The 20,136-nt window shown below is 37.3% G+C and carries 14 protein-coding genes; 3 read left to right on the top strand and 11 right to left on the bottom strand.

The features are described 5' to 3' along the window. Window positions 1-370: 370 nt before the first annotated feature. Complete coding sequence (locus tag QUD05_RS02120; protein WP_289794726.1) at window positions 371-745, top strand: hypothetical protein; 375 nt, start codon at window positions 371-373, stop codon at window positions 743-745. A gap of 336 nt (window positions 746-1,081) precedes the next feature. Here QUD05_RS02120 and QUD05_RS02115 read toward each other — a convergent pair whose 3' ends face one another. Then, entirely contained in the window at window positions 1,082-3,133 is a 2,052-nt protein-coding gene (locus QUD05_RS02115) for a beta strand repeat-containing protein (RefSeq protein WP_289794725.1), read from the bottom strand. Window positions 3,134-3,479: 346 nt separating this feature from the next. Here QUD05_RS02115 and QUD05_RS02110 point away from each other — a divergent pair, with 346 nt between their 5' ends. Next, window positions 3,480-4,058, top strand: coding sequence for a hypothetical protein (locus tag QUD05_RS02110; protein WP_289794724.1), 579 nt, complete (start codon window positions 3,480-3,482; stop codon window positions 4,056-4,058). Between the two features lie 367 nt (window positions 4,059-4,425). Here QUD05_RS02110 and QUD05_RS02105 read toward each other — a convergent pair whose 3' ends face one another. The 10 genes from QUD05_RS02105 to QUD05_RS02060 form a co-directional block, all read right to left on the bottom strand. Further along, a complete protein-coding gene (locus QUD05_RS02105; RefSeq protein ID WP_289794723.1) occupies window positions 4,426-5,160 on the bottom strand; it encodes a hypothetical protein in 735 nt (244 codons plus the stop codon). A 130-nt stretch (window positions 5,161-5,290) separates the two neighbouring features. Next, window positions 5,291-5,578 (bottom strand): hypothetical protein, encoded by a 288-nt coding sequence (locus tag QUD05_RS02100; protein WP_289794722.1) that lies wholly within the window; start codon window positions 5,576-5,578, stop codon window positions 5,291-5,293. Window positions 5,579-5,968: 390 nt separating this feature from the next. Then, window positions 5,969-6,496 carry a hypothetical protein gene (locus tag QUD05_RS02095; RefSeq protein WP_289794721.1) on the bottom strand — a complete coding sequence of 176 codons (528 nt, stop codon included), beginning with the start codon at window positions 6,494-6,496 and terminating at the stop codon, window positions 5,969-5,971. 141 nt (window positions 6,497-6,637) lie between these two features. Next, entirely contained in the window at window positions 6,638-8,911 is a 2,274-nt protein-coding gene (locus tag QUD05_RS02090; protein WP_289794720.1) for a caspase family protein, read from the bottom strand. 229 nt (window positions 8,912-9,140) lie between these two features. Continuing rightward, the gene (locus tag QUD05_RS02085; RefSeq protein ID WP_289794719.1) at window positions 9,141-11,960 is read right to left on the bottom strand and encodes a CHAT domain-containing protein; all 2,820 of its coding nucleotides are present in this window, start codon (window positions 11,958-11,960) and stop codon (window positions 9,141-9,143) included. 12 nt (window positions 11,961-11,972) lie between these two features. Next, window positions 11,973-12,731, bottom strand: coding sequence for a DUF928 domain-containing protein (locus QUD05_RS02080; RefSeq protein WP_289794718.1), 759 nt, complete (start codon window positions 12,729-12,731; stop codon window positions 11,973-11,975). A gap of 77 nt (window positions 12,732-12,808) precedes the next feature. Then, window positions 12,809-14,893, bottom strand: coding sequence for a CHASE2 domain-containing protein (locus QUD05_RS02075; RefSeq protein ID WP_502911375.1), 2,085 nt, complete (start codon window positions 14,891-14,893; stop codon window positions 12,809-12,811). Window positions 14,894-15,231: 338 nt separating this feature from the next. After that, the gene (locus tag QUD05_RS02070; RefSeq protein WP_289794716.1) at window positions 15,232-16,212 is read right to left on the bottom strand and encodes a DUF1822 family protein; all 981 of its coding nucleotides are present in this window, start codon (window positions 16,210-16,212) and stop codon (window positions 15,232-15,234) included. 20 nt (window positions 16,213-16,232) lie between these two features. Next, a complete protein-coding gene (locus QUD05_RS02065) occupies window positions 16,233-17,207 on the bottom strand; it encodes a hypothetical protein (protein ID WP_289794715.1) in 975 nt (324 codons plus the stop codon). Between the two features lie 279 nt (window positions 17,208-17,486). Further along, the gene (locus QUD05_RS02060) at window positions 17,487-18,065 is read right to left on the bottom strand and encodes a hypothetical protein (RefSeq protein WP_289794714.1); all 579 of its coding nucleotides are present in this window, start codon (window positions 18,063-18,065) and stop codon (window positions 17,487-17,489) included. Between the two features lie 182 nt (window positions 18,066-18,247). Between QUD05_RS02060 and QUD05_RS02055 the strand changes: the two genes are divergently transcribed. Further along, window positions 18,248-19,882, top strand: a complete 1,635-nt coding sequence (locus QUD05_RS02055) for an ATP-binding protein (RefSeq protein ID WP_289794713.1) — start codon at window positions 18,248-18,250, stop codon at window positions 19,880-19,882. The last annotated feature ends 254 nt before the right edge of the window (window positions 19,883-20,136 follow it).

Here is a 20,136-nt window from a genome sequence, read left to right as displayed (position 1 = left end):
ACCAAACTCAAAAGTTATCCTATCATTATTCCTGCATCAGTTTGATACACAAAGTATCAAAACTTAGCTTGATGCTGAACCTTTGGTTAACGGGAAAGTTATCAAGACTCCAGACAATCTACTACAGACCACTTAAATACTTCAAATTCACTGACCAATATTCAAGATTTCTGGTCTTGAGATAACATCAAAGCCAATAGAGTAGTATATTATTTCAACTTTCACTTTACCACCTTTTCAACCATAACCTTGCCGTTGCGGTAAACTCAAAGTTGAAATCACACAGGCTAACGCCTTGATATAAATAGAAATCTGGCAAATCACTTCATAAAATAGCCAGTTACTAGTTATATCAACAGGAGTTAAAATAATGGAATTAGCACAGTATATCCTAACAGGACTTCTCTACGTTATTATTTACGGATTTTCTACTCTCTTTATTTTCCAATTCTTGCTAGATATATCTATCGCTTTTGAAAAACACTGTAACTGCACTACATCTACAAAACACAGTGTAATTCAAACCGAGAGCTTAACCGAAAAATCCAAAACTCAGATATCTAACAAAAACAAAAATCAAGTATCTACAACCAAACACATGACTGTTCAACACTTAAGAAAAAGATGCTCACAAGCTGGAATAAAATGGAGTTACGCTATCCAAGAATCCAAAACAGGTAAGAAACGACATCTCAACCGAGAAGAAATGTTAATAGCCTTAACCCAGATTAAACAGTCAGCATAATAAAATATAAACTGATAGTAATTTATTCTACTATCAGTTTATGTAAAACTGGGTTACAAACACTTATCAAAAGTTGGGAAATTAGTAAATCAATCAGCAGTCTTATTGACTGCTGTTTCATACCCAAATTGTCAATAAAGCACAAAAAAGTCACATAAAGTTATGTTTATTGACAAGAAGTTAGGTGATCGCTGTCATACTCAAGTTAGCATCCAGGTACGATGACGAGGATGGTTAACATGGCACGACATCTGCGATGCCTACGGCGGGCTGCGCCTACGCTTGCGTCTGGTAGAGAAAGTTAGCAGTTTGCTAGAAAGACTTTCTAAATCCTCATCAAGTTTGGATTACAAAGTCTGATGCAGTCAAGGACAGGTTGCTGGTGAGATTGGCAAACTCTGCTCCAGTTCCGAAGCCAGCCACAAGTCCATTTTGATTGTAGAAGAGTGCCCCTCTGCTTTGGTTGTAAACAATTTTGGCTCCACTGATTGCCGCAGCAGCGTCACTAGTAACGATCGCAAATTCATTATTCAGGCTAAATCCATTACCAGCCGAGCTTTGTAAGGCTGTAAATGTGGTTTTATCTAGGATGATTTTATCACTCGCTTTTTGGAAATCTGTAATCCGATCAATGGCGATCGCTGTACTGTTAAAGGCAGCATTGGTGTTGTAAAGGAAGAAATCGCTGCCACTACCACTTGGTAGGATGTCATCACCAGCCCCCCCAATCAGAGTATCATTACCACTTCCCCCAATCAGGGTATCCTTGCCACCTTCTCCACTGAGAATATTATTGCTTGTGTTACCCGTCAGAATGTTGTCGAGGGAGTTGCCAGTCCCATTAGTTCCTCCTGTTATCAAAATCAGGTTTTCTATGTTAGCACCCAAAGTGTATCCCTGGGCAGAAGTATAGGGGGCTTGAACGGTATCAATTCCTTCGCCTGCATTCTCGATAATAATGTCATCATTTAAACCACTGACAATGTAAGTGTCGTTACCACTGCCACCCCTCATCACATCATTGCCTGAACTGGCAATCAGGGTGTCATTACCTGCGCCGCCATCAAGGGTGTCATTACCTGTGTCGCCATCAAGGGTGTCATTACCTATACCCCCGTTCAAAATATTGTCACCCCGGTTGCCAGTCAGGTTATTGTTCAGGCTATTCCCAGTCCCATTAATTGCTCCAAAACCTGTAAGAATCAAGTTTTCTAGGTTTGCTCCCAGGGTGTAAGTAATGGAGGCTTGAACCGTGTCAATTTCGGTGCTGAGTGTTGATGTTTCGGTGACGATATCTCCGGTACTGTCAACAATGTAGGTGTCGTTGCCAGTGCCGCCAGTCATCCGATCATTGCCAGCACCCCCATCAATGGTGTCGTTTCCCGCACCGCCATTGATAATGTCATTTCCTGCGGCAGTATTGATAGTGTCGTTTCCAGCACCAGTATTGATAATGTCGTTTCCAGCAACAGTATTGATGGTGTCATCTTTGCTAGTACCTATGACAGTGAACTCCTCAATGTCTTGGAAACCAATCAAATCCAAGCGAGTGCTGTTGGTGCTGCTGACTTCTCGTATGGCAAAGCCGTAAGTGCTACTACCAACAAAACGCATACCAGTGCCCGTATCACCAACGGAATAGTCCACAATCAGACGGTCAATACCATCACCACCATAGACGGTATCACCATCATTGATACTTCCACCACCCAGTCCTGCGTTAATGGTGTCGTTGCCAGCACCAGTGATGATTAAGTCATTAGTCCGCAGAACAGCACCGTTAACAATTCCAGTATGAGTAACAATGTCGTTACCACTGCCAGTAGTAATCGAAAATCCCTCAAAATTGATCGCAGTGACAACACCAGAAACATTGATATTTGCGAGATTAGAAAGATTTAGGTTAGATGTTTGTGTGGAGAGATCAAGAGTAAGGTAGTCTAAGCCTGAACCACCATCTAAAGTGCCAGCAACAGCAGTAACACTGTCATTACCAGCACCTGCGTTAATCACGTTGTTTCCAAAGTAAGTTGTGATGGTGTCATTTTTGCTAGTACCTGTGATGGTGAACTTCTCAATATTTTGGAATTGGAGATCATCTAAATCTAGGGTGTTTGGAACACCGCTAGATCGATAAGCAGAGCCTGTGCCTGAACTGGCGTAGTTGCTATAAAAATCCATACCCCCGCCTGTATCACCAACGGAGTAATCCAAAATCAGGTGGTCAAAGCCTTCACCACCATCAACATACTCATACTTACCCAGTCCTGGGTTAATGGTGTCGTTGCCTGCACCAGTTATGATGGTGTCGTTGCTACGAAATACTGTGCCGTTGACAAAAACTGGTCTGATAACAGTGTCGTTGCCGCTACCTGTAATAATTTCCATGATTTTCAGTGTGTGTCTTTAATATCGGTAAACGTGATAACTCTAGTAGGTATTTCGCAGTCAAATCTAATAAATTACGCAAACTACCGAATTTTTTCTCCAAGCAAGGTATTACGTCAAGAATCGCACACTAAAACTTTTTGAATAATTTGCGTAAATTCACGACTTTTCAGTAGAAACTATTTATAGATTGACAAACTACAGTCGTTAATTACCGTAGTCGTTAATTACCGTGAAAAACGCAAGACCATTTTTCAGTGCGACCTTATCCGGACTCATACTGAATACTGCAAGTCCTGTATTAGCCTCTCAACAATCACAATCTTCATTCATTCCATTTAGAGCTATGAATAAAAAATTTTCCCAAATCGCACTTGTGGTAATTGTCCTAGCAAATATAAATCCTGTCATGGCTGCATCCAAAGAAGCGAATGCAGATTTATCAACTCAAAAATTAGACTATCATCAAAACCCAAACAACACCATAGTTGCCGGATTGTTTGATGAGATCCGAAAGACTGTTGAGCAAATAGATGAAACACGACATAATATAGAGCAGCGTGAACTGCAACGAAAACAACAGGAGCAAGCAATACAAGAACGTCAAGCACGTGAGGAAGAAAGGAAAAGACAACAAGCAGAACTCGATGCAGCTCGTAAAGCAGCTACAGAAAAGCAAATTCAGGAAGCTGAAAGAAGAAGACAGTATTTTGAGAGTTTGTCTCCAGAAGAAAAACAAGCTTATATCAAAGAGCAACAGGCACTTAGACAAAAGCAAGTAGAAGCAGGTTTGTTTATGGGAGAGTTACTTTTAAGATCGTTCTTCAGTGGCAATGGTGGCTCTAAACAAGACGAAGAGCCTAATTTCTGGTGTCTCAACCATTCATACTACGATCCTAATTGTAATGTGCGGCCTGGATACTAGTACTTGTAGGTGGAAATTATATCAGGTTCGGTTAAACACTTATAATATCTGTAGGTTGGGTTGAGGAACGAAACCCAACATTTTATCCTTATTCATGTTGGGTTTCACTGCCGTTCAACCCAACCTACATTGATAGATTTTATTATAAGTAATCACCCGAACTTGATATTATAGAATCTATGGAACATCGGAGAATTTCTAAAACTGGGACAGCTTATTAAGGAGTAGTAGTAAGGTTGGTGGACAGTACCAACCTTACTTTAATAATTTATTACTATATCTGGTATGTGGCGATCGCGCTTTGTGGTACTGGATGTAGATAGTTTTGCACATTAGCGCGAAGACAAGATTCAGTGACTGCAAATAACTAATAGTTTCTGTAAACACCTCTGAACATCGAAACTCCCCAATTGACTACAAAATCACCCGTACATCCATAACCAAATTGATTCCTCATTGCGTTGGTGAATTCATTAATTAAAAGGTCTTGAGTTACACCCGCCAAATTATTGCCTTGAAGTATTGAAGAAAGCCCTGTAACTACTCTAGAAGATGTTTCATTGGGAATATTTTCTTTTTCAAGACTACATATTAAAGAAGTTTCAGCCAATGCAATAGCAAACCTATTAGCAGGACTGACATAATTTGCATACAAATGATATTCAGATGGTTGTGAACCATCATTAACTATCGTGATATACGCATATTTATCTTCCGAAAACATTGGCGTGACAACTAACTCTGTTTCCGTCCCCTGGTTGTTTCCTTTAACCAATAGCTTCCAGTCTCCAGAATAGTCATGCACGTAAATATCGACATTTGAACTGCGACTGTGATTTTTGAGTGTAAAAATCCCAAAAGTATAGGCAGGAACTTTATATCTATAGTAAGCAAGACCTTGAGAATTTAGTGTTTCATAGTAATATTTATTATCTTGATGCTCAAAATTAGTAAACTCCTGTGCATTGGCAATACCTGGAGAAGTAATCGATAAACCTAATGCTGAGATTCCTGCAAGTAATTTCTTCATTTTGTTATTTCCTCTTGCAATTCTGGTATAATCAATTGGCGAAAGACTTGAAGGTGAAATAAAAGTTTTCATAAGATGTGCTGTGCAGTCAGTTAAAAAGTATGCTGCAATTAAATTCGCACCAATTTTCTATGAAGATGCGCCTAATTATTCCGGTAAAAACCTCTGCGTACCTTTGCGTTGAAAAAAACGGTATCACTTCTTATTGTGTAGGCTGATTTTTTCCGGCAATAGCAAGACCAACGCCCATAGAACCAGAGATTCCAGCAATCACAAGAAAGGTAAATACTAAATTTTGCTTCCGTTCTAATTCTTGTTTGTTTAACTCTTCCCAGCCCGACAATTTACTAATTGTTGTATTAAACTGACCTCGACTTTTAAATTCATTTTCAAATTTAATTTTCTCCCAAAAAGTCCAACCTCCCAAAAGTAGAAACATAATTCCAACAGAAAAGAATACCCCTCCGGCAACAGTTATCATTTGCTTCATGGTTTAGCTCCTTGAACTGCAAATACAGCAAAATATCAAAATATATTGGTTGGCTGATTTATTAATATTTCGCATCTAAGTCTAAAAAATTACGCAAACTAGCAAAATTTATTGTATTTTTTGAATAAATGGTTAATTGTTTATTTTTCACCATAGTGAAAAACAGTCAGAAGTAGGGGCGGGTTCACAAATACGCTCACTTATCGACAATGGTCTCTATGAAACCATCTCTAAACGGTTACATCTGTGGTTTTTTTATAATTCAGATTTTTGCAATAAGTCTATTGTTTATAAAACAATACGGTTCAGTTAAGGAAAATTGTAGGTTGGGTTGTTAGTCTTAACCCAAGCGTATTGGTTGATAAAAGATAAAAAGTAATTATTATCTAATTATCTAACCGATTTCCAATCAGATATAAATTCCTTAAGCATAGTCACTATGAACTGCTGCTCGCTATTAGAATATCCAGATATATTACCTGTTCCATAAGTTTCGGGAATACTGTATGTAGAAGCCTTTATCTTTCTTCCATTCAGTTCTACATATTGAATAACTTCCAAAGAAATCAGGAAAGCCAAAGGTTCGCGCGTTTTACATGCAATGGAAATGTGTATATAAGGGATGCTGCCAACTGTGTTAGTTTTAGTAATAGGGATATCGTTACGTCTGAGATAAGTCTCGATACCTAATTTTAAATTTTCCGCATTTATTCCAACTGGGCAGTATTTTTTTGCTACCTGGACTTGCAATTGCAATATTTCTCGTAAAGTCTCAGGTTGCCAGCTAGTACTTGCTGCTGCCTTTTCGACAGATAAGAATAGGGGAGATACAGTAGATAAAGCTAATATTGCCAGTTTTTGAGTTAAATATCTCAAAGGCGCGTTACTTTGGGGGATGATGTTGGATAGAAGGTGCATGTGTGGTAATTTGTAAATTAGGTTTTATTGCTTTAATCAAGCAAAAAGATCAAAAGCCGATTCACTAAATTTTTCGCATCAAAGTTTCAACAAATACGCAAACTCTCAAAACTTTTTTAAGCATAACTATCTGGTTGCTGGTTATTTCACAGCTTGATAGGTAATGGACATGGCTGCTAATTGAGTAGTATCACTCAAAAGAGCTTTTTGTCTAGAAGTAATCTCAGAAGAGTTGGAATTATTTCTACTACGGTTTTCTGGAAGAGTGCTACTATCAATATCTTCTAATAAGAGGTCGATAATATTGGTGGGATTATCTGCTAAGGTGACAGGTACATCTCCTCTTCCTTGTTTTTGAGCAATAGTTTGTAAACTCTGCAAACTCTTTCTTAAAGGTGATTTGCTAGCAACGACTAATATTTCTGTTAATCCTAGAGGTTCAATAATTCCTAATACCCAAGTATCCTGTGCCTTGGGTATTGCCAGAGTTTCTCCCGCTTTAACTAAGGTGGCATCCTCGGCAGATGACCAAGTGTTAGGAAAGATAACATCAATCTTTCCTTCGGGGTTAATCGCTAATACTGTAATGTAGAGGTCGCTATTTTCCTGATTTTTAACTTGAAATTGAATTTGTGTTTTTAAAGGAATTTGAGGAATGCCATTTTGATAATTAATATTAGTATTTGTGGCGGGTGTGAATGAATTTTGATCGATTTTGCTTGGTGAACGAGAAGTAAATGTTTGAGCAGCAACGGTTACATCTAATTCTTTTGGACGTAAAATATTTAAGGAAGCCAATACGTTGAGACGCGATGAGTTGGCATTTAAAGTTAATTTGATGATTCTCGCTGCCAAAAGAGAACGAAATTTAGGTTTGAGTCGAGTTAAGGCATCATTTATGGTTTCTTTCGCATTACCAAAAGAACCAGGAATTAAATCGAGTCCTTCTGTATATAAACCCAAACTATGGAGAGGAGGAATATAGGTAGCTTGTTTGTTTCTTAATTCTGTTTGTTGTACTTCTGTTATCCGACCAAAAATATAATGAACTTCCCCTGTTTGTAAGACAACTGGCTGGAGTCGCTCAATTTCGGCGATTTCATTTCTGGCTACAGCGATATCTTTACCTAAAGAATCGTCTAATCCAATCCGCAATTTATAATTAGAGGGAATCACTCTAACTCCTTCTTGTAATAATGCTCCTGGTTTTAACAATTCTGGTTTTTGCAGTTCTAAAATTTTGCCTTCACCCGTCAACCCCTTGCGAGATTGTAATTGTATTCTGCCTCGCTTAACTCCTTGGTTGTCTACTAGCTCAAAGATGGGATTTTGGTTGAAAGCTGCAAGAGCTTGAGGTGCTATTCCTCCTAACCAAAGATTAACATTATTCCCCCTAACTTGAGTAATTACTGCTTCCGCAGTGGGGACTGATCTAGAAATAAAATATGTTGGTTTTGTTTCATTATTACTATTGTTTTTGGCTTCAAGTTCTGGTATTTGATTAGAGGTAAAAGTACTGTTGATGCTGCGAGAGATATTAGTAATGACATTCTCAAGTGGAGTGTTACTATTTTCTTGCCACAGGTATTGAGTCATCAAATAAGTAAATGCTCCTGTGACAAAATTATCCAAGTATGCTTCGGAAGCGACTTGGTTTTTTCTGGCTGAAGCAATTACTACTCCTTTAGCAATACCCTGTTTTCGGCGTTGTTCTAGTTCTTCGGGAGATATACCTAAATCAAACAGCAATTTTTGTTGATATTCTCGTTCGATGTCGCTAGAAATGTATCCTTTTCCGCCTTCAATTGACCTAATAGTTAGATTTCCCCGTTTCCCTCCTCCTGAATAACAACTATCTAAAACAACAGTGAGATTTTCGGTTTTTATTTGTGACATTAATAAGAACAAAGTCTTACCCGTAATGTCAGAAACTTGCTTTTGATTATCGGCTAGAGAAGTAGTGCGATCGCTAGGTACAAAAGTACTATTAAGTTTGTCTTCCAAAGCACTCTCTCGGTCGAATACTTGAGAACCATGTCCTGAAAAGTGATAAACTACAATGTCCCCTGGTTTTGCCTGTTTAATGAGATGTTCTTCAAAGGCTTGTAAAATTCCTTGGCGAGTCGGCTTAATTTCACTTTCATCGCTAACTATTAATATATCTTGAGGATTAAAGCCAAAACGATGAATTAATAGTTCTCTTTGCAGATAAGTATCAGTAATTGCACCTTTGAGGTTATCAACGTTTTGATAATTGTTGATTCCTACTAACAACGCTAATTTCCGAGGACTAGAAGAGGCAATAGCTTGAGCATAGCGTAAGCTTGGATTTTTGATATCTAACTGATTTAATCCCAAAGTTGTTAAAGCAGAAGTAGCGAATTGCAGAAATTGGCGGCGTTTGAAATGAGACATAGTTAACTAATAATTAATTCGTAATCTTTAACAAAAAATAATTCAGTATTCATCATTCAAAATGAATTTTTAAATATTGCTAAAATCTCTTCTAATAATGTCAATTTAGTGAACTGTCGCATTACTTCCGAGGGGTGAATAAGTTTGTAGTAAGGACTTTAGTCCTGGATTTTTAAGCACTGAAGTGCTTACTACAAACTCATCAAAATTAATGCGACGAATTACTAATCTATTTTGATTGTCCAATTAAAGTAAAACCAGCCCAATCAACAAGGTTAGGATGAGTTTTCATGATCTCCAACATCGCCTGACGCAACGCTTGAGCTTTGTCTAACTTACGCTCTTGAAAATTACGGTAAAATTCCACCATTAGTTCGGCTGTCTCTGCATCAGGAATAGACCATAAAGAAACCACAATACTAGGAACTCCAGCAACGATTAAGGCTCTAGATAAACCGACAACTCCATCTCCGGTAATATCGCCTCCGCCTGTGTCACAAGCACTGAGAACGGCTAATTCGGCTTGTAAATTCAACTCTTGAATTTCACTAGAAGTTAAAAAGCCATTATCTTGATTAGAAGGTGCTAGAGCAACTGCTCCTGGGATACCAAAACTCGCAAAATCTTCTAATAGTCCATGAGTTGCTAAATGAATATAGCGTGCATTGGGTAACTGTTTTAACACCTCGGCTTTAGTTGCTTGATTTCCTGTTAAAAACTCAGCATTCAGCAGTTGAGCAACTTCTTTTCCTTCTCGTTCTGCACCAGGTAAATTATTTAGTTGTGTGGGAGATTGGTTATTAGGTCGCTTAATTGTAGGCATTGTGGGATTGCCTACTACTACTGCAAGTTTACTCTTTCCAGTTTGTTTCTGCCGTTTTTGTCGGGTAACATCTAAGGCTTGAATTGAAGGTGCAGTGATAATGGTGTGTTTTTCGATGAGATACTTATCTTTCGAGTCGATTAAAGCTGCAAAAGGAACAAGAAATAGTTCTTTATGAGGAACAAAAACTACTTTGGCTTCTGGGTTGCTTGGTAGTAAATCAGCAATGGGTTCTATGAGTAATTCATGGAGTTGTTTAAGTTTTTCTTTGGCTTGAACTTCAGAAGGATTGCGAGTAGAACCATCGGGTAATTCTGCATCTGGTTTAAGGAATACTCCAACACTGCGATCTAATCCCATAGTTTTACGGGTATTAGTTACTAAGTTGCTGAGGGTAATTTTTTGATTTTTCAAATCGATTTGACGGGATTTGATTTGTCCTGTGGGTTTGATTACCCAAATAACTAATTTCTGTTCTTCTCCAGCAAATGCGTTCCAATGGGCATCATTATGATCATAAGGAAGATTGGCTGGATGGAAAAATGTAGTTTCAGAAATAATTGAATATTGTACAAGGGTTGCCTGATTAAACCGTGCAATTTGTTTTAGTTGTTCTATAGCTGGAGGTTTAATAGTTGATGGAGATTTATTGGCAAGAGTTACTAGTTCATCAAGATTTGCTGGATTTGATGTTGCACTTTTTAACCAGGTTTCTTTTATTTGCCGGATTTGTGCTTCTGCTTCCTTATCGCAATCAAATTTTGCTAAATCTGACAATAAGAACGCTTTGCCTTCGCTATTATATATACGGTCAACTCCGATTCTACGATATGAATCTAGAGAATATTGAATATCTTGAGAAATTTGCTTACAAATAATTTCAGGAGTGTAAACAATATCTACTAAAGCATCCACTTTTTCTTTTAAGGTCAGATTGCTAGGTGCAGTTGCCGCTTCTAACGATAATCGCGCACGTCCCCATTCAGAAGCAGCTAAGGCTTCTTCTGGTTTGTTTTGAGCTAAGAGAACTCGCTGTAAAAAAGAAGTAGCACGAACTTGATTGTTAAATAGTTTAAAAATGTGTCGAGTATGTCCTTGAAATCTAGATTTTGTCCTAATATATTCAAATAATTGAGTAGCTTTTCGTAATTCTTCCTCTGCCTGTTCTAGCTGTCCTAATTTTTCTAAAGCAATTCCAGCTAAAACATGGCCGTGTCCACTACCTAAGTCACCTTCACGATCAATCCTGGGTATGTCGCCATTGCCATTGCCATGTATCTCATAATAATTTTGAAAAATTTTACCTCTTTCTATAGCTTTTCGAGCATAAGTCAGGGCTTCATTGTAATTTCCTAAACTATAGTGTACTCGACTGAAGTAAAGCGAAGGATCTCTAAAATCTATGAAATGGAAAAGATAGCGAAGTGAGATGTCGTTCCAATTGTCTGGTGTGGGTGTTATTGCGTCAACTTCTTTAATATACAGTAATGCTTGATTAGGTTGTTGTTTCTGTAAATAGGTTTCAGCTATTAGTAATAAAATAGGAATGCGATTTATTGAAATTTCTTGCTCATAATCAGAATCGCCTGGTTTTCTAGCTCTATATATAGCTGCTGATAATCGCTCGGCTGGCTGTAAATTAGCTAGAGCATTAACGTAATCTTCTTGGTAGAGATAAAATGCTCCTAGTGTTGCGAAAGCTGTAACTTTGTCTTGTTCTCTCCCAATCGTTTTGGCTTGAGATAATGCTTGCTGAAAATATTCTTTTGCTCTAACAGAATCTTGTTGGTTTTGCCGATTTAAGCCTTGAGAAATTAATTTTCCGACTTGGGGACTTAATTGAAATTCATATTTAGGTTTTTGTTCTCCTTCTTCAAGATTTTCTTCAGCTTTCTCAGCAGTTAACTGCTCATATTTATCGTATACTCCTCGTAACCCATAAATACGAATAAGTCTATCTCTAACCTCATTAGCAATTTTTTTATCTCCAATTTGCTGATAAATCCTCATTGCCTGTTCGAGAGTATTTGTACCTATTACATATTGTCCTGCTTCTAATTGTTTTTCTCCCTGCTGCCTTAATCTATCGGCTTCTGCTTTAGTATTATTTTGAGCGATCGCCACAGGCAATTGAAAAGATAACAAACTCAAGCTAGAGGTGAAAATCACACTAAATAATGCCAAAAATGTCAAGAATATTTTGATGTTTTTATGTTGTTTTTTCATATTTTATGTAAATTATTCAGGAATAGGATTACAACATTCAACTAAAGGCTCGGAAATGAATCCTGCTAATTCTACATGGGTATTGGATAATAAATCTGACCAATCTTGTTTTAATTCTTGCTCTGTCGGTTTAGATCGACGTAATTGAATTAATGTAGAAATAGTTTCATGCCATAAACCTTGATTGGCATATAAATTAATTTGTCCTTGGATAGTAGTGGTTGATGTCAATTTAGTTTTAAAAGCTTCGTTTTTCGCTACTCGTTCCACTACTCCCTGTACTCCTGTGAATGAAGGTTCAATATTGGGTTCGCAACTAAAGGAAACTTGCCAACGATAAGCACGATTTACTTCTAAAGCAGGTGAAGTTTTAGGTATTGGGAAACCCATGATACCTCCACCTTTATTAACTTCATAATTCACGCGAGCTACAATAGTACTTTTGCCTTCATCTTTAAGAATTAGCTTTAAACGACCCCGTTCGTAAGGAATGTAAAACCAAAAAGTAGGACGTTCAGCAAGGGTATTTGCCCAATTTGTTTTCGGTATTAAAGCAGTGATATCTTTTTCTACAGTAGGACAAATAGGACGACTTCCTGTGTTACCAGAAGATCCAGAGCGATTCCCTCCTGGTGCGCCATTGTTAGGAGGTTTAAACTGAAGCGGTTCTTTGGTTGGAAGATTTTGACCAGCTACTGGGTAAATCAAATAGCGATCGCCTAAGAATAAAGTTAAAGTTAAAAGGGAAATATAAGCTATTATTTTGCTCATTAATAATATTTGTAACTAATTATATAGAGGTAAATAAGCTTTCTCCGTATTACCTACATATAACGTTATCACCATTCTTACGTATTATTTCTACTTTGCAAAAACTTTAAACTAGGTATTCGATCCCAATGTTTTAGTAAAAACCGTCCAGCAAAGCTACTGACAGCGAAAGAGATTGCAGCTGGTAACAATGGTATCCATCCCCCTTGTAGTAAAAAGACAAAGCAAATTAGACACAGAGTAAATATAGATGTTCCAGCATATATAATCAGTAAAAAAGAATTACGATGATTTAAGGAGGTGATCGCAATTCCACTTCCTGTTAAAGACCAGATTACAACCCAAAATCCTTCTCCTATTTCAGACCAACTCCACAATAAAGGTCGTTTATCTAAAACCGCACTGAGGATTTGACTTGTCATTTGCGCCTGAATATCAACTCCAGACATCTGAGGCAATACACCTTTACTATAAGGAGTAGAAAAGTAATCTGTAGGATTAGATATGGGAGCAACTACACCAATAATGACAATACGCCCCTTTATTAATTCGGGATCTAACTTATTTTCTAATACATCAGTCAAAGAAACTGTATTAGCAATCTTATCGGAGGTGCGATAATTAAGTAAGAGTTGAAAACCACGATTATCTAGTTGATGATATGCACCACTATCTGGTCTTAAACGGTTAATTATCGTCTCACCAATTTTGATGCGATCGCTATCTATTTCTTCAGGTTTGATTCCTTTTGAGTTTAAGTATTGCGATGCTAATTGAAAGCTAAAGGAAAAGCTGGTAGGACAGGGATTATTAAAATCGGGATTCATGAACAGTAGATGACGACGCAGAATCCCATCAAACTTGTCTCGCTCTACATTGCTAAACCCTAAACGGTTTTCTGTAACTCTAGACAGTGATGAAATACCAGGTTGATTATGGTCATTATCAGTCAATTTAACACTACATAAAGCAATTAAATCATCATCATTTTGTAAAAGCTTAAGTAATTCTTGATGACCTGGTTCTATCGGGCGATCGCGGAATATTAATAAACCGATTGTGCTAGGTTTATAGTGTTTTATGCGCTCGATAGTTTCAGCTAGTTTACCATCAGATATAGGATAACCCAAGCGATTGATATCCTTTTCTGTAGCTTCAACTATTAACAACCGAGAATCTACCTCTTCCTGGGGACGCATTCTCATCAACCAGTCGAAAGCTTGAAATTCTAAGGATTGTAATAAACCAAAAGACCGCACTCCTATTACCATCATCGCTACCAATAAACCAGATAAAATTACTCCTCCTTGACGAAATAGTAGGTTTGGAGGAGATGGTAATGCAGGNTCACGTAATTCTTCCCAAGTAGGTGGTTTAACAGACCAATGTTGACAGACTACAGGTAGCCAACTTGCACAGTAATATTTATCTTCTATATCTTTAAGTCTACCTCTAGCTTCTCGTATAGCTAGATAGAAAGATTTACCGCTAGAAAAGCTAGCAATAAACTCCGCTAAAAATTCTTGAGCTACTTGATTTTGAACTTGCTCTCGCATCACAATAATCTGAGGAATTCCTAACTCTTCAAGTTGAGGTACTAATCCTAAACCTTGACAGGAATTGAATATGGCTAGTTGTAACCCATTTTCTATTGCTACTTCTAATGCTGAATTTAACTCGGATATTTCTAGCTTGGTTTTCGCGTTGATACTGATCCATCCTTTCTGTGCATTAGACTTACTATGTCCAGCATAAAATAAGATATCCCAGCCTGATTTTTCTCTAAGGCGATCGCAAATTTGCTTACGAGTAGGCTGAGAGATAATTTCTAACTCTACTTCCTGATTATTTCTGAGAGTATTCAAATCTGCTTCTGGATCGATATTAGTAGAATCTCCAATAATTGCTAATATGCGTACTTTTCCAACAGTTGACGACTTTTGTTTTAGTTTTAAAGAAAATTTAGGCGCACTTAAAGCCACTTCTGCTTTTGTGTACTTCTTGAAGAAATTCCATTCATGCCACGGTAATTTTCTTAATATATCGTTATTAGTTTGAATTACTAAAACAACTTCATCTTTCGTATTTATGTTAGTGCGTAAAGCTTGGTCTATTAATTGAAATTCTGGCGAGTTCAGCCATTGATTAATTATCTTAATCATATAAGCAGTTACTTCTGTTGCACTTTCTTGACTTCCTCGCTCTATATTATCTTCAGCAAATTCTAATACTCTCGGTTTAAAACCAATACTTTGACTGTCAAAATCTCCATATAAAAAACTACCTCCAGTACTAATGAAAGCCTCATATAGACACTGCCATTTTTGATAATTTTCTTCAATTTCTTGGTTAGGTGGTAGGCTCCCAGTATCTATTTCTTCAAGTAATTGTTCTCCTGCATACAGCTTCAATAAAATCTGAGAAAACCCGATTTTAAAATTTCCCTCTCCCAATCGCAAAGAAATAATTTTCTTCATTATTGTTCGTCACGCTCTAAAAACTAAACGATAAATTCTTCAGTTATGTTAGCATCACCAAGACTTATTCTCAGCTTAAACTTATCTCCTGATTCACTAGTAAACTCTGGTAACTGAATAAAATAATCTCTAAATTCAGATTTGACTTCTTTGAGAGTTTCTTCTAATTGAGAAAGTACCTCTAATTTCAACCCTAATGGTAAATATTTTTCTCCAGAAACTGGACATAAGCGAGCGCGAATTTTTAGCTTTTGTTCTGCTTGCGGTGTCACAGTCATCAGCAACATTACTGCTTGACTAGCTAAATTCATTTTTAAGTCAATTAATTTAGCTTTATTAATAGCTTCAGAACTATTTCTAGTCATATAACTGAGATTTTGTGGTTGTCTCATTAACAACTCTTCCGCATTTTGCCATTCTCGTCCAATATTTTCTTTAGTTTCTTTAAACCAATGTCTGAGTATTACGACTTTTTCTTTGATTGATTCACCAAGAGTTTGTTTAACAGTTATTTCGGACTGTTCTTTTTGGCTAAGATATTCAGGCAAATATTCCAAAGAACGTAATTGATTAAAAGCTACAACTCCTTCTGTTTCTTCTACTGAGGATACAAAACCAAGAAGATTTGCTTCTTGTAACGATTCATCTATATGTACAAATATATAACCAATACGACTTGACCAAGCATCTTCTGGAACATGAATATCGCCATCACCATAAACTGCACGACATTCTAACTTACCGTAATTTTTAACTTCTAAATCTGCTACATCAGCAAAGGTGGACATTACAGGATTGTTAAAGTCGCTGTTATTCCAATCAGTTTCATATCCCAGAGATTCTAAATAATCCTTCACAGTACATAAAGCCAAAACATTATAATAGAACTCTTTTGCTTTAACTGTAGTTAATTTTTTNCGGCTCAACTGTTTGGCTATTTCTCTGTGAACCGATTTTAGATTAACCGTGAAGATAAAAGTTTCAGTTAGTTCCCAAGTATTCATGACTTATAATCCCTAATTATTTATTGTAAATATTCTGCTAAATCAGCTTTTACTTTTTCAAATTCTCGTTCGTAAAAGCTTTTGATAGTAGTGTATGGTATGTTCCATTTATTTGAGAGATTTTTAAATGTTTCTCCTTCCCAATTGATAGCAATTAATACATCTTTAAATGTAATATCTGTTCTGTCCTTTCTAATTGGTTTGCCAAGTTTATTGTTAGGATCTTCATGGATGAGATTTTTAATTTCTTCGGATTGTTGATAGTAAGCAAATTCTTGTTCAGCATTCTCAAAAAGATATTCTCTCATTAAATTGATGTCTACGGGAGAAATGCTGATTTTGTCTTCTTCTTGTTTCTTAGATTGACTTTTTTTGAATCCTAATATTCTGCCAGCTGCATCTGAAAATTTTATAGAAATCCAGTGATTTATCAGAGCCATAAAATCTCCAATTGTTTCATCATATCGGTCAATTTTATCTAAAACATAGCGAATAGACTCTCCTTTAGCTTCTAGAAAAGCATCTTCATAATCTTGTGGAGATAATTGTAAAGTTGACCCAAGTCCTTGTTTCTTATATGTATTTTTTATTTCCATAGCCTTAATCAGGCATTGCACGGCTTGTTTTCTTTGAAAGCTATTCGCTTGAGTTTTTTTAATTTCTATTGCTAAAGTATTGATAAATTTATCTGTAATTAACTTTCTTTGATATTTTTTTTGGATAATTAAAGCTTCTTTTAGCAAAAAATCTGCTAATTCTTTAGAGTTATTTTTTTTGTTTATATGAAGTTGAAATGTATCTCCTAGTTCTTGTTGTAAATTTTCTTTTATTTGCTTAATCTCTTCAGAAAAAAGATTGATAATATATTGAGAATGCCACCAATAGCATGAAGATAAATGTGCAATAATTTGAATTTTTATATGTTTTTTTTCCTCTCTTTCAGGTGAAGTATTTTGATACTCCTTGAGTAAATCAACTAACTCTTGTGTATTCATCTTATCTTTTACCCTTTTTAGGATGCTCTATATCTCTCTGAGCAGTTCATACCCAGAACGCGACTCAAGCTCAGTCATTGTCTCAACTACCTCTAAATGTAGATGTGAAACGAATGCATTTATCTATTTTTCTCTAGAATAAGCAAGATTTTACGCAAAATTTCAATCTAATTTTAGATGTTACAACTACAAACAGTATTTCTGGTAAAAATTATGTATAAAAAATACTATTAAGTTCTAATCGCTCTCACTAGTATTGTTGTATCGAATATCACATCCTTAGTTCTTCCTTTGGACAAGATAGCCTTGGCGGTAATCACTCTTCTTTAATTTGGAAGCTTGACGTGCAGACCACTGACGCATAGGAGTAACTTTTTCTACATGAAGTAGCTTCTGGCGATAAGTATCATTGCCCGTTAGTTGAGCGATCGCACCAGCAATAAATCGAGCGCAGCGTTCTGGCTGAGACGAGACTTGTTCTTCTGCAAACCGGATGACTAGCCAGTTGGCATCGACAAAACACTTGTTTCGGTAATCATCCTCGCCGATACAGTGGGTAGGCTTAAGAGTTGCAAACGAAATTGGCTCATCAACCTCCAAATCTATGTGTAAGCCAGTATTTGGTTCAATAATAAGAAAATCAGCCGTAAATGGTAGTCGATGCCCTGGAGGAAGCATCACCTGCTGGGGAGAAACAATTTCACCAAAATAGTGTTTGAGAACATTTTCAAACAGCCCCTCACTTGCCCCGATTGCTGCATCTCCCTGTCCAGAAGGAAAAACTAAAGGGGTAAACTGTTTTTTTTCTTTAACTAACTCTGGGATAACAACAATTGGATATTCTGGTGTCTTTGCCATACTTGCACTAACTCTTCATACTGCAATTATCTAAATTCACAACGCGATTACACAATCAACAAAATACTGAAAGTAAATCAACTTTTTTCTAATTTATGGACGCAAGAATTAGAAAATTATCAGTTCTCGTACAGTATCTCTTCTGGATAAGATTACTTCTGAGTACGCTACAAGCAACTGAGATGAAGTCTAGCTTTGACTATCTAGAAGACCTTCTTGCGGACAACTATCCAATCATCGCCTGCGAATCTCCCCTCCAAGAACGTCACCGCTTCCTCACCCAGATCATTACTTACTGTCAGCAAGCAGGCAAAAAAGCCTACATCTGGAATCTCAGCGAGGATAGTATTAAAGAACTAGCCGTCAGCGCCGAAGAAAATCTCGTTCTTCGAGAGTTTGACGACTATAAACCTTCGATAAAACAAAATAAAGAAGACTATTTTCAAGTACTCAATTTCTGGAAGGTTTATTCTGGCACTGGAGTATTAATCGTTGAGAATATCTTCCCTTTGATAAAAGAAAATACACATAAAGAAACCGATTTTATTATATCAGAATGGATTAAATCGTCGTTAATCAATCTCAAATTTCATACCAAAGATAGTGGTAAAACTACTATCTTACTAGGAGCCAACGCTGAGATAGCAAGCGAAATAGCGGCAGAAATTCCCCTATGGAGTCAAGAACTACCAGATGCACAAGAAATTATTGACAGTTTAATTAAAAGCAAAAAATTTTCTTTCACATATACGGAACAAGACTATTTAGAAATTGCTAACGCTAGTGCTGGTTTGTATATTTCTGATATTATGTATTGCCTAAACGATATTAGTAAAAATCATGATTTAGGAAATTCCAGTGAGATAGCCAAGCTTCTGCTNATCAAAAAAATTCAACTGCTCAACCGCTTGTATGACATTGAATTCTTACCTCCGCCAAAAGTCCAGCTTGGTGGGTTGGAACTCATGCAGCAGTCATTCAAAAAGTTCAAGCGATTGCTTACCCCGCGTGCTAAACAATATAATCTGCGTGTACCCAAAGGGATTATGCTTGTGGGGCCACCGGGGACAGGAAAATCACACTCAGCAAAAGCCTGTTCCCAGAATATGGGTATTCCCCTGATCATGGTCGATTGGGGCAACTTTAGAAGTTTTGGCAACCAAGCAGAAATGAAACTTAAACGCTTGTTGCAACTGGCAGATAGGCTCAATCAAGTAATTTTGTACTTCGACGACTTCGATAAAGGCTTCGCCGGGGATGATGACCTCGCCAAACGGCTTGCTGGTCGGCTGTTGACATGGATGCAAGAGCGCACGTCAGATGTACTGGTCATCGCCTCAGTCAACCGCATGGAATGGCTGCCACCCGAACTCACCCGTGCCGGACGGTTTGACTATTTATTTAAGGTAGACCTGCCCAATAATGGGGAAAGATATAGTATCTTCAAACTGCACGCTGCCCGATTTGACGAACGTTTTCGCAATGGCGGCGACCCCTGGAGCGAGGAACAGTGGCGCAGAATTCTTAAAGCCACCAATCGGTGTGTAGGTGCAGAAATCCAGACAATTGTAGAACGCGCCGCTAGTACCATATTCTGCGAAACAGTAATAGAAGATACCTACGCATCAAGCAAACTCCCCGCACTCGAACTAACAATCGAGGCATTACTAGAAGAACGCCGCCAGATTAACCCGCTTGCCATCCGCGAAGCCGATAAAGTCGAGTCGATGCGTAACAAAGCTGACCAACAAGCTTTACCTAGTAGTCCCCTCGATGAAAGCAAGTTTGCTGTTGGTAACATTGAGATTTTTAGCTAATGAAAGGAGTCAGAAGAACTCCAGCCATAAAGGAAGGAGTTTCGCGCTGGTGGTTAAAAACTTTTTTGTTTTGCTTAACAACTCTGATGAGGCTTTAAACCAACAGTTAAGAGTCATTCGTACAAAGTCCTCAAGCCTTACGCAAGCTTTCTCCTGAATTCTGACTCCTGAGTTACGACTACTTCTTTGAAAACATCATAAATAAATTCAAAGTTTCACCATGTTTGAACGAAAGCAAATGTAGCCAAAACATT

The organism is Nostoc sp. GT001 (genome assembly GCF_030382115.1).
Lineage (GTDB): Bacteria > Cyanobacteriota > Cyanobacteriia > Cyanobacteriales > Nostocaceae > Nostoc.
Note: the sequence above shows the minus strand (reverse complement) of the source record. Positions and strands in the feature narration are given on the sequence as shown.

What these genes read in the sequence shown, in the direction of transcription:
- QUD05_RS02120 (WP_289794726.1), top strand. Translation starts at nt 371, where the DNA reads ATGGAATTAGCACAGTATATCCTAACAGGACTTCTCTACGTTATTATT.
- QUD05_RS02115 (WP_289794725.1), bottom strand. Translation starts at nt 3,133, where the DNA reads ATGGAAATTATTACAGGTAGCGGCAACGACACTGTTATCAGACCAGTT.
- QUD05_RS02110 (WP_289794724.1), top strand. Translation starts at nt 3,480, where the DNA reads ATGAATAAAAAATTTTCCCAAATCGCACTTGTGGTAATTGTCCTAGCA.
- QUD05_RS02105 (WP_289794723.1), bottom strand. Translation starts at nt 5,160, where the DNA reads ATGAAAACTTTTATTTCACCTTCAAGTCTTTCGCCAATTGATTATACC.
- QUD05_RS02100 (WP_289794722.1), bottom strand. Translation starts at nt 5,578, where the DNA reads ATGAAGCAAATGATAACTGTTGCCGGAGGGGTATTCTTTTCTGTTGGA.
- QUD05_RS02095 (WP_289794721.1), bottom strand. Translation starts at nt 6,496, where the DNA reads ATGCACCTTCTATCCAACATCATCCCCCAAAGTAACGCGCCTTTGAGA.
- QUD05_RS02090 (WP_289794720.1), bottom strand. Translation starts at nt 8,911, where the DNA reads ATGTCTCATTTCAAACGCCGCCAATTTCTGCAATTCGCTACTTCTGCT.
- QUD05_RS02085 (WP_289794719.1), bottom strand. Translation starts at nt 11,960, where the DNA reads ATGAAAAAACAACATAAAAACATCAAAATATTCTTGACATTTTTGGCA.
- QUD05_RS02080 (WP_289794718.1), bottom strand. Translation starts at nt 12,731, where the DNA reads ATGAGCAAAATAATAGCTTATATTTCCCTTTTAACTTTAACTTTATTC.
- QUD05_RS02065 (WP_289794715.1), bottom strand. Translation starts at nt 17,207, where the DNA reads ATGAATACACAAGAGTTAGTTGATTTACTCAAGGAGTATCAAAATACT.
- QUD05_RS02060 (WP_289794714.1), bottom strand. Translation starts at nt 18,065, where the DNA reads ATGGCAAAGACACCAGAATATCCAATTGTTGTTATCCCAGAGTTAGTT.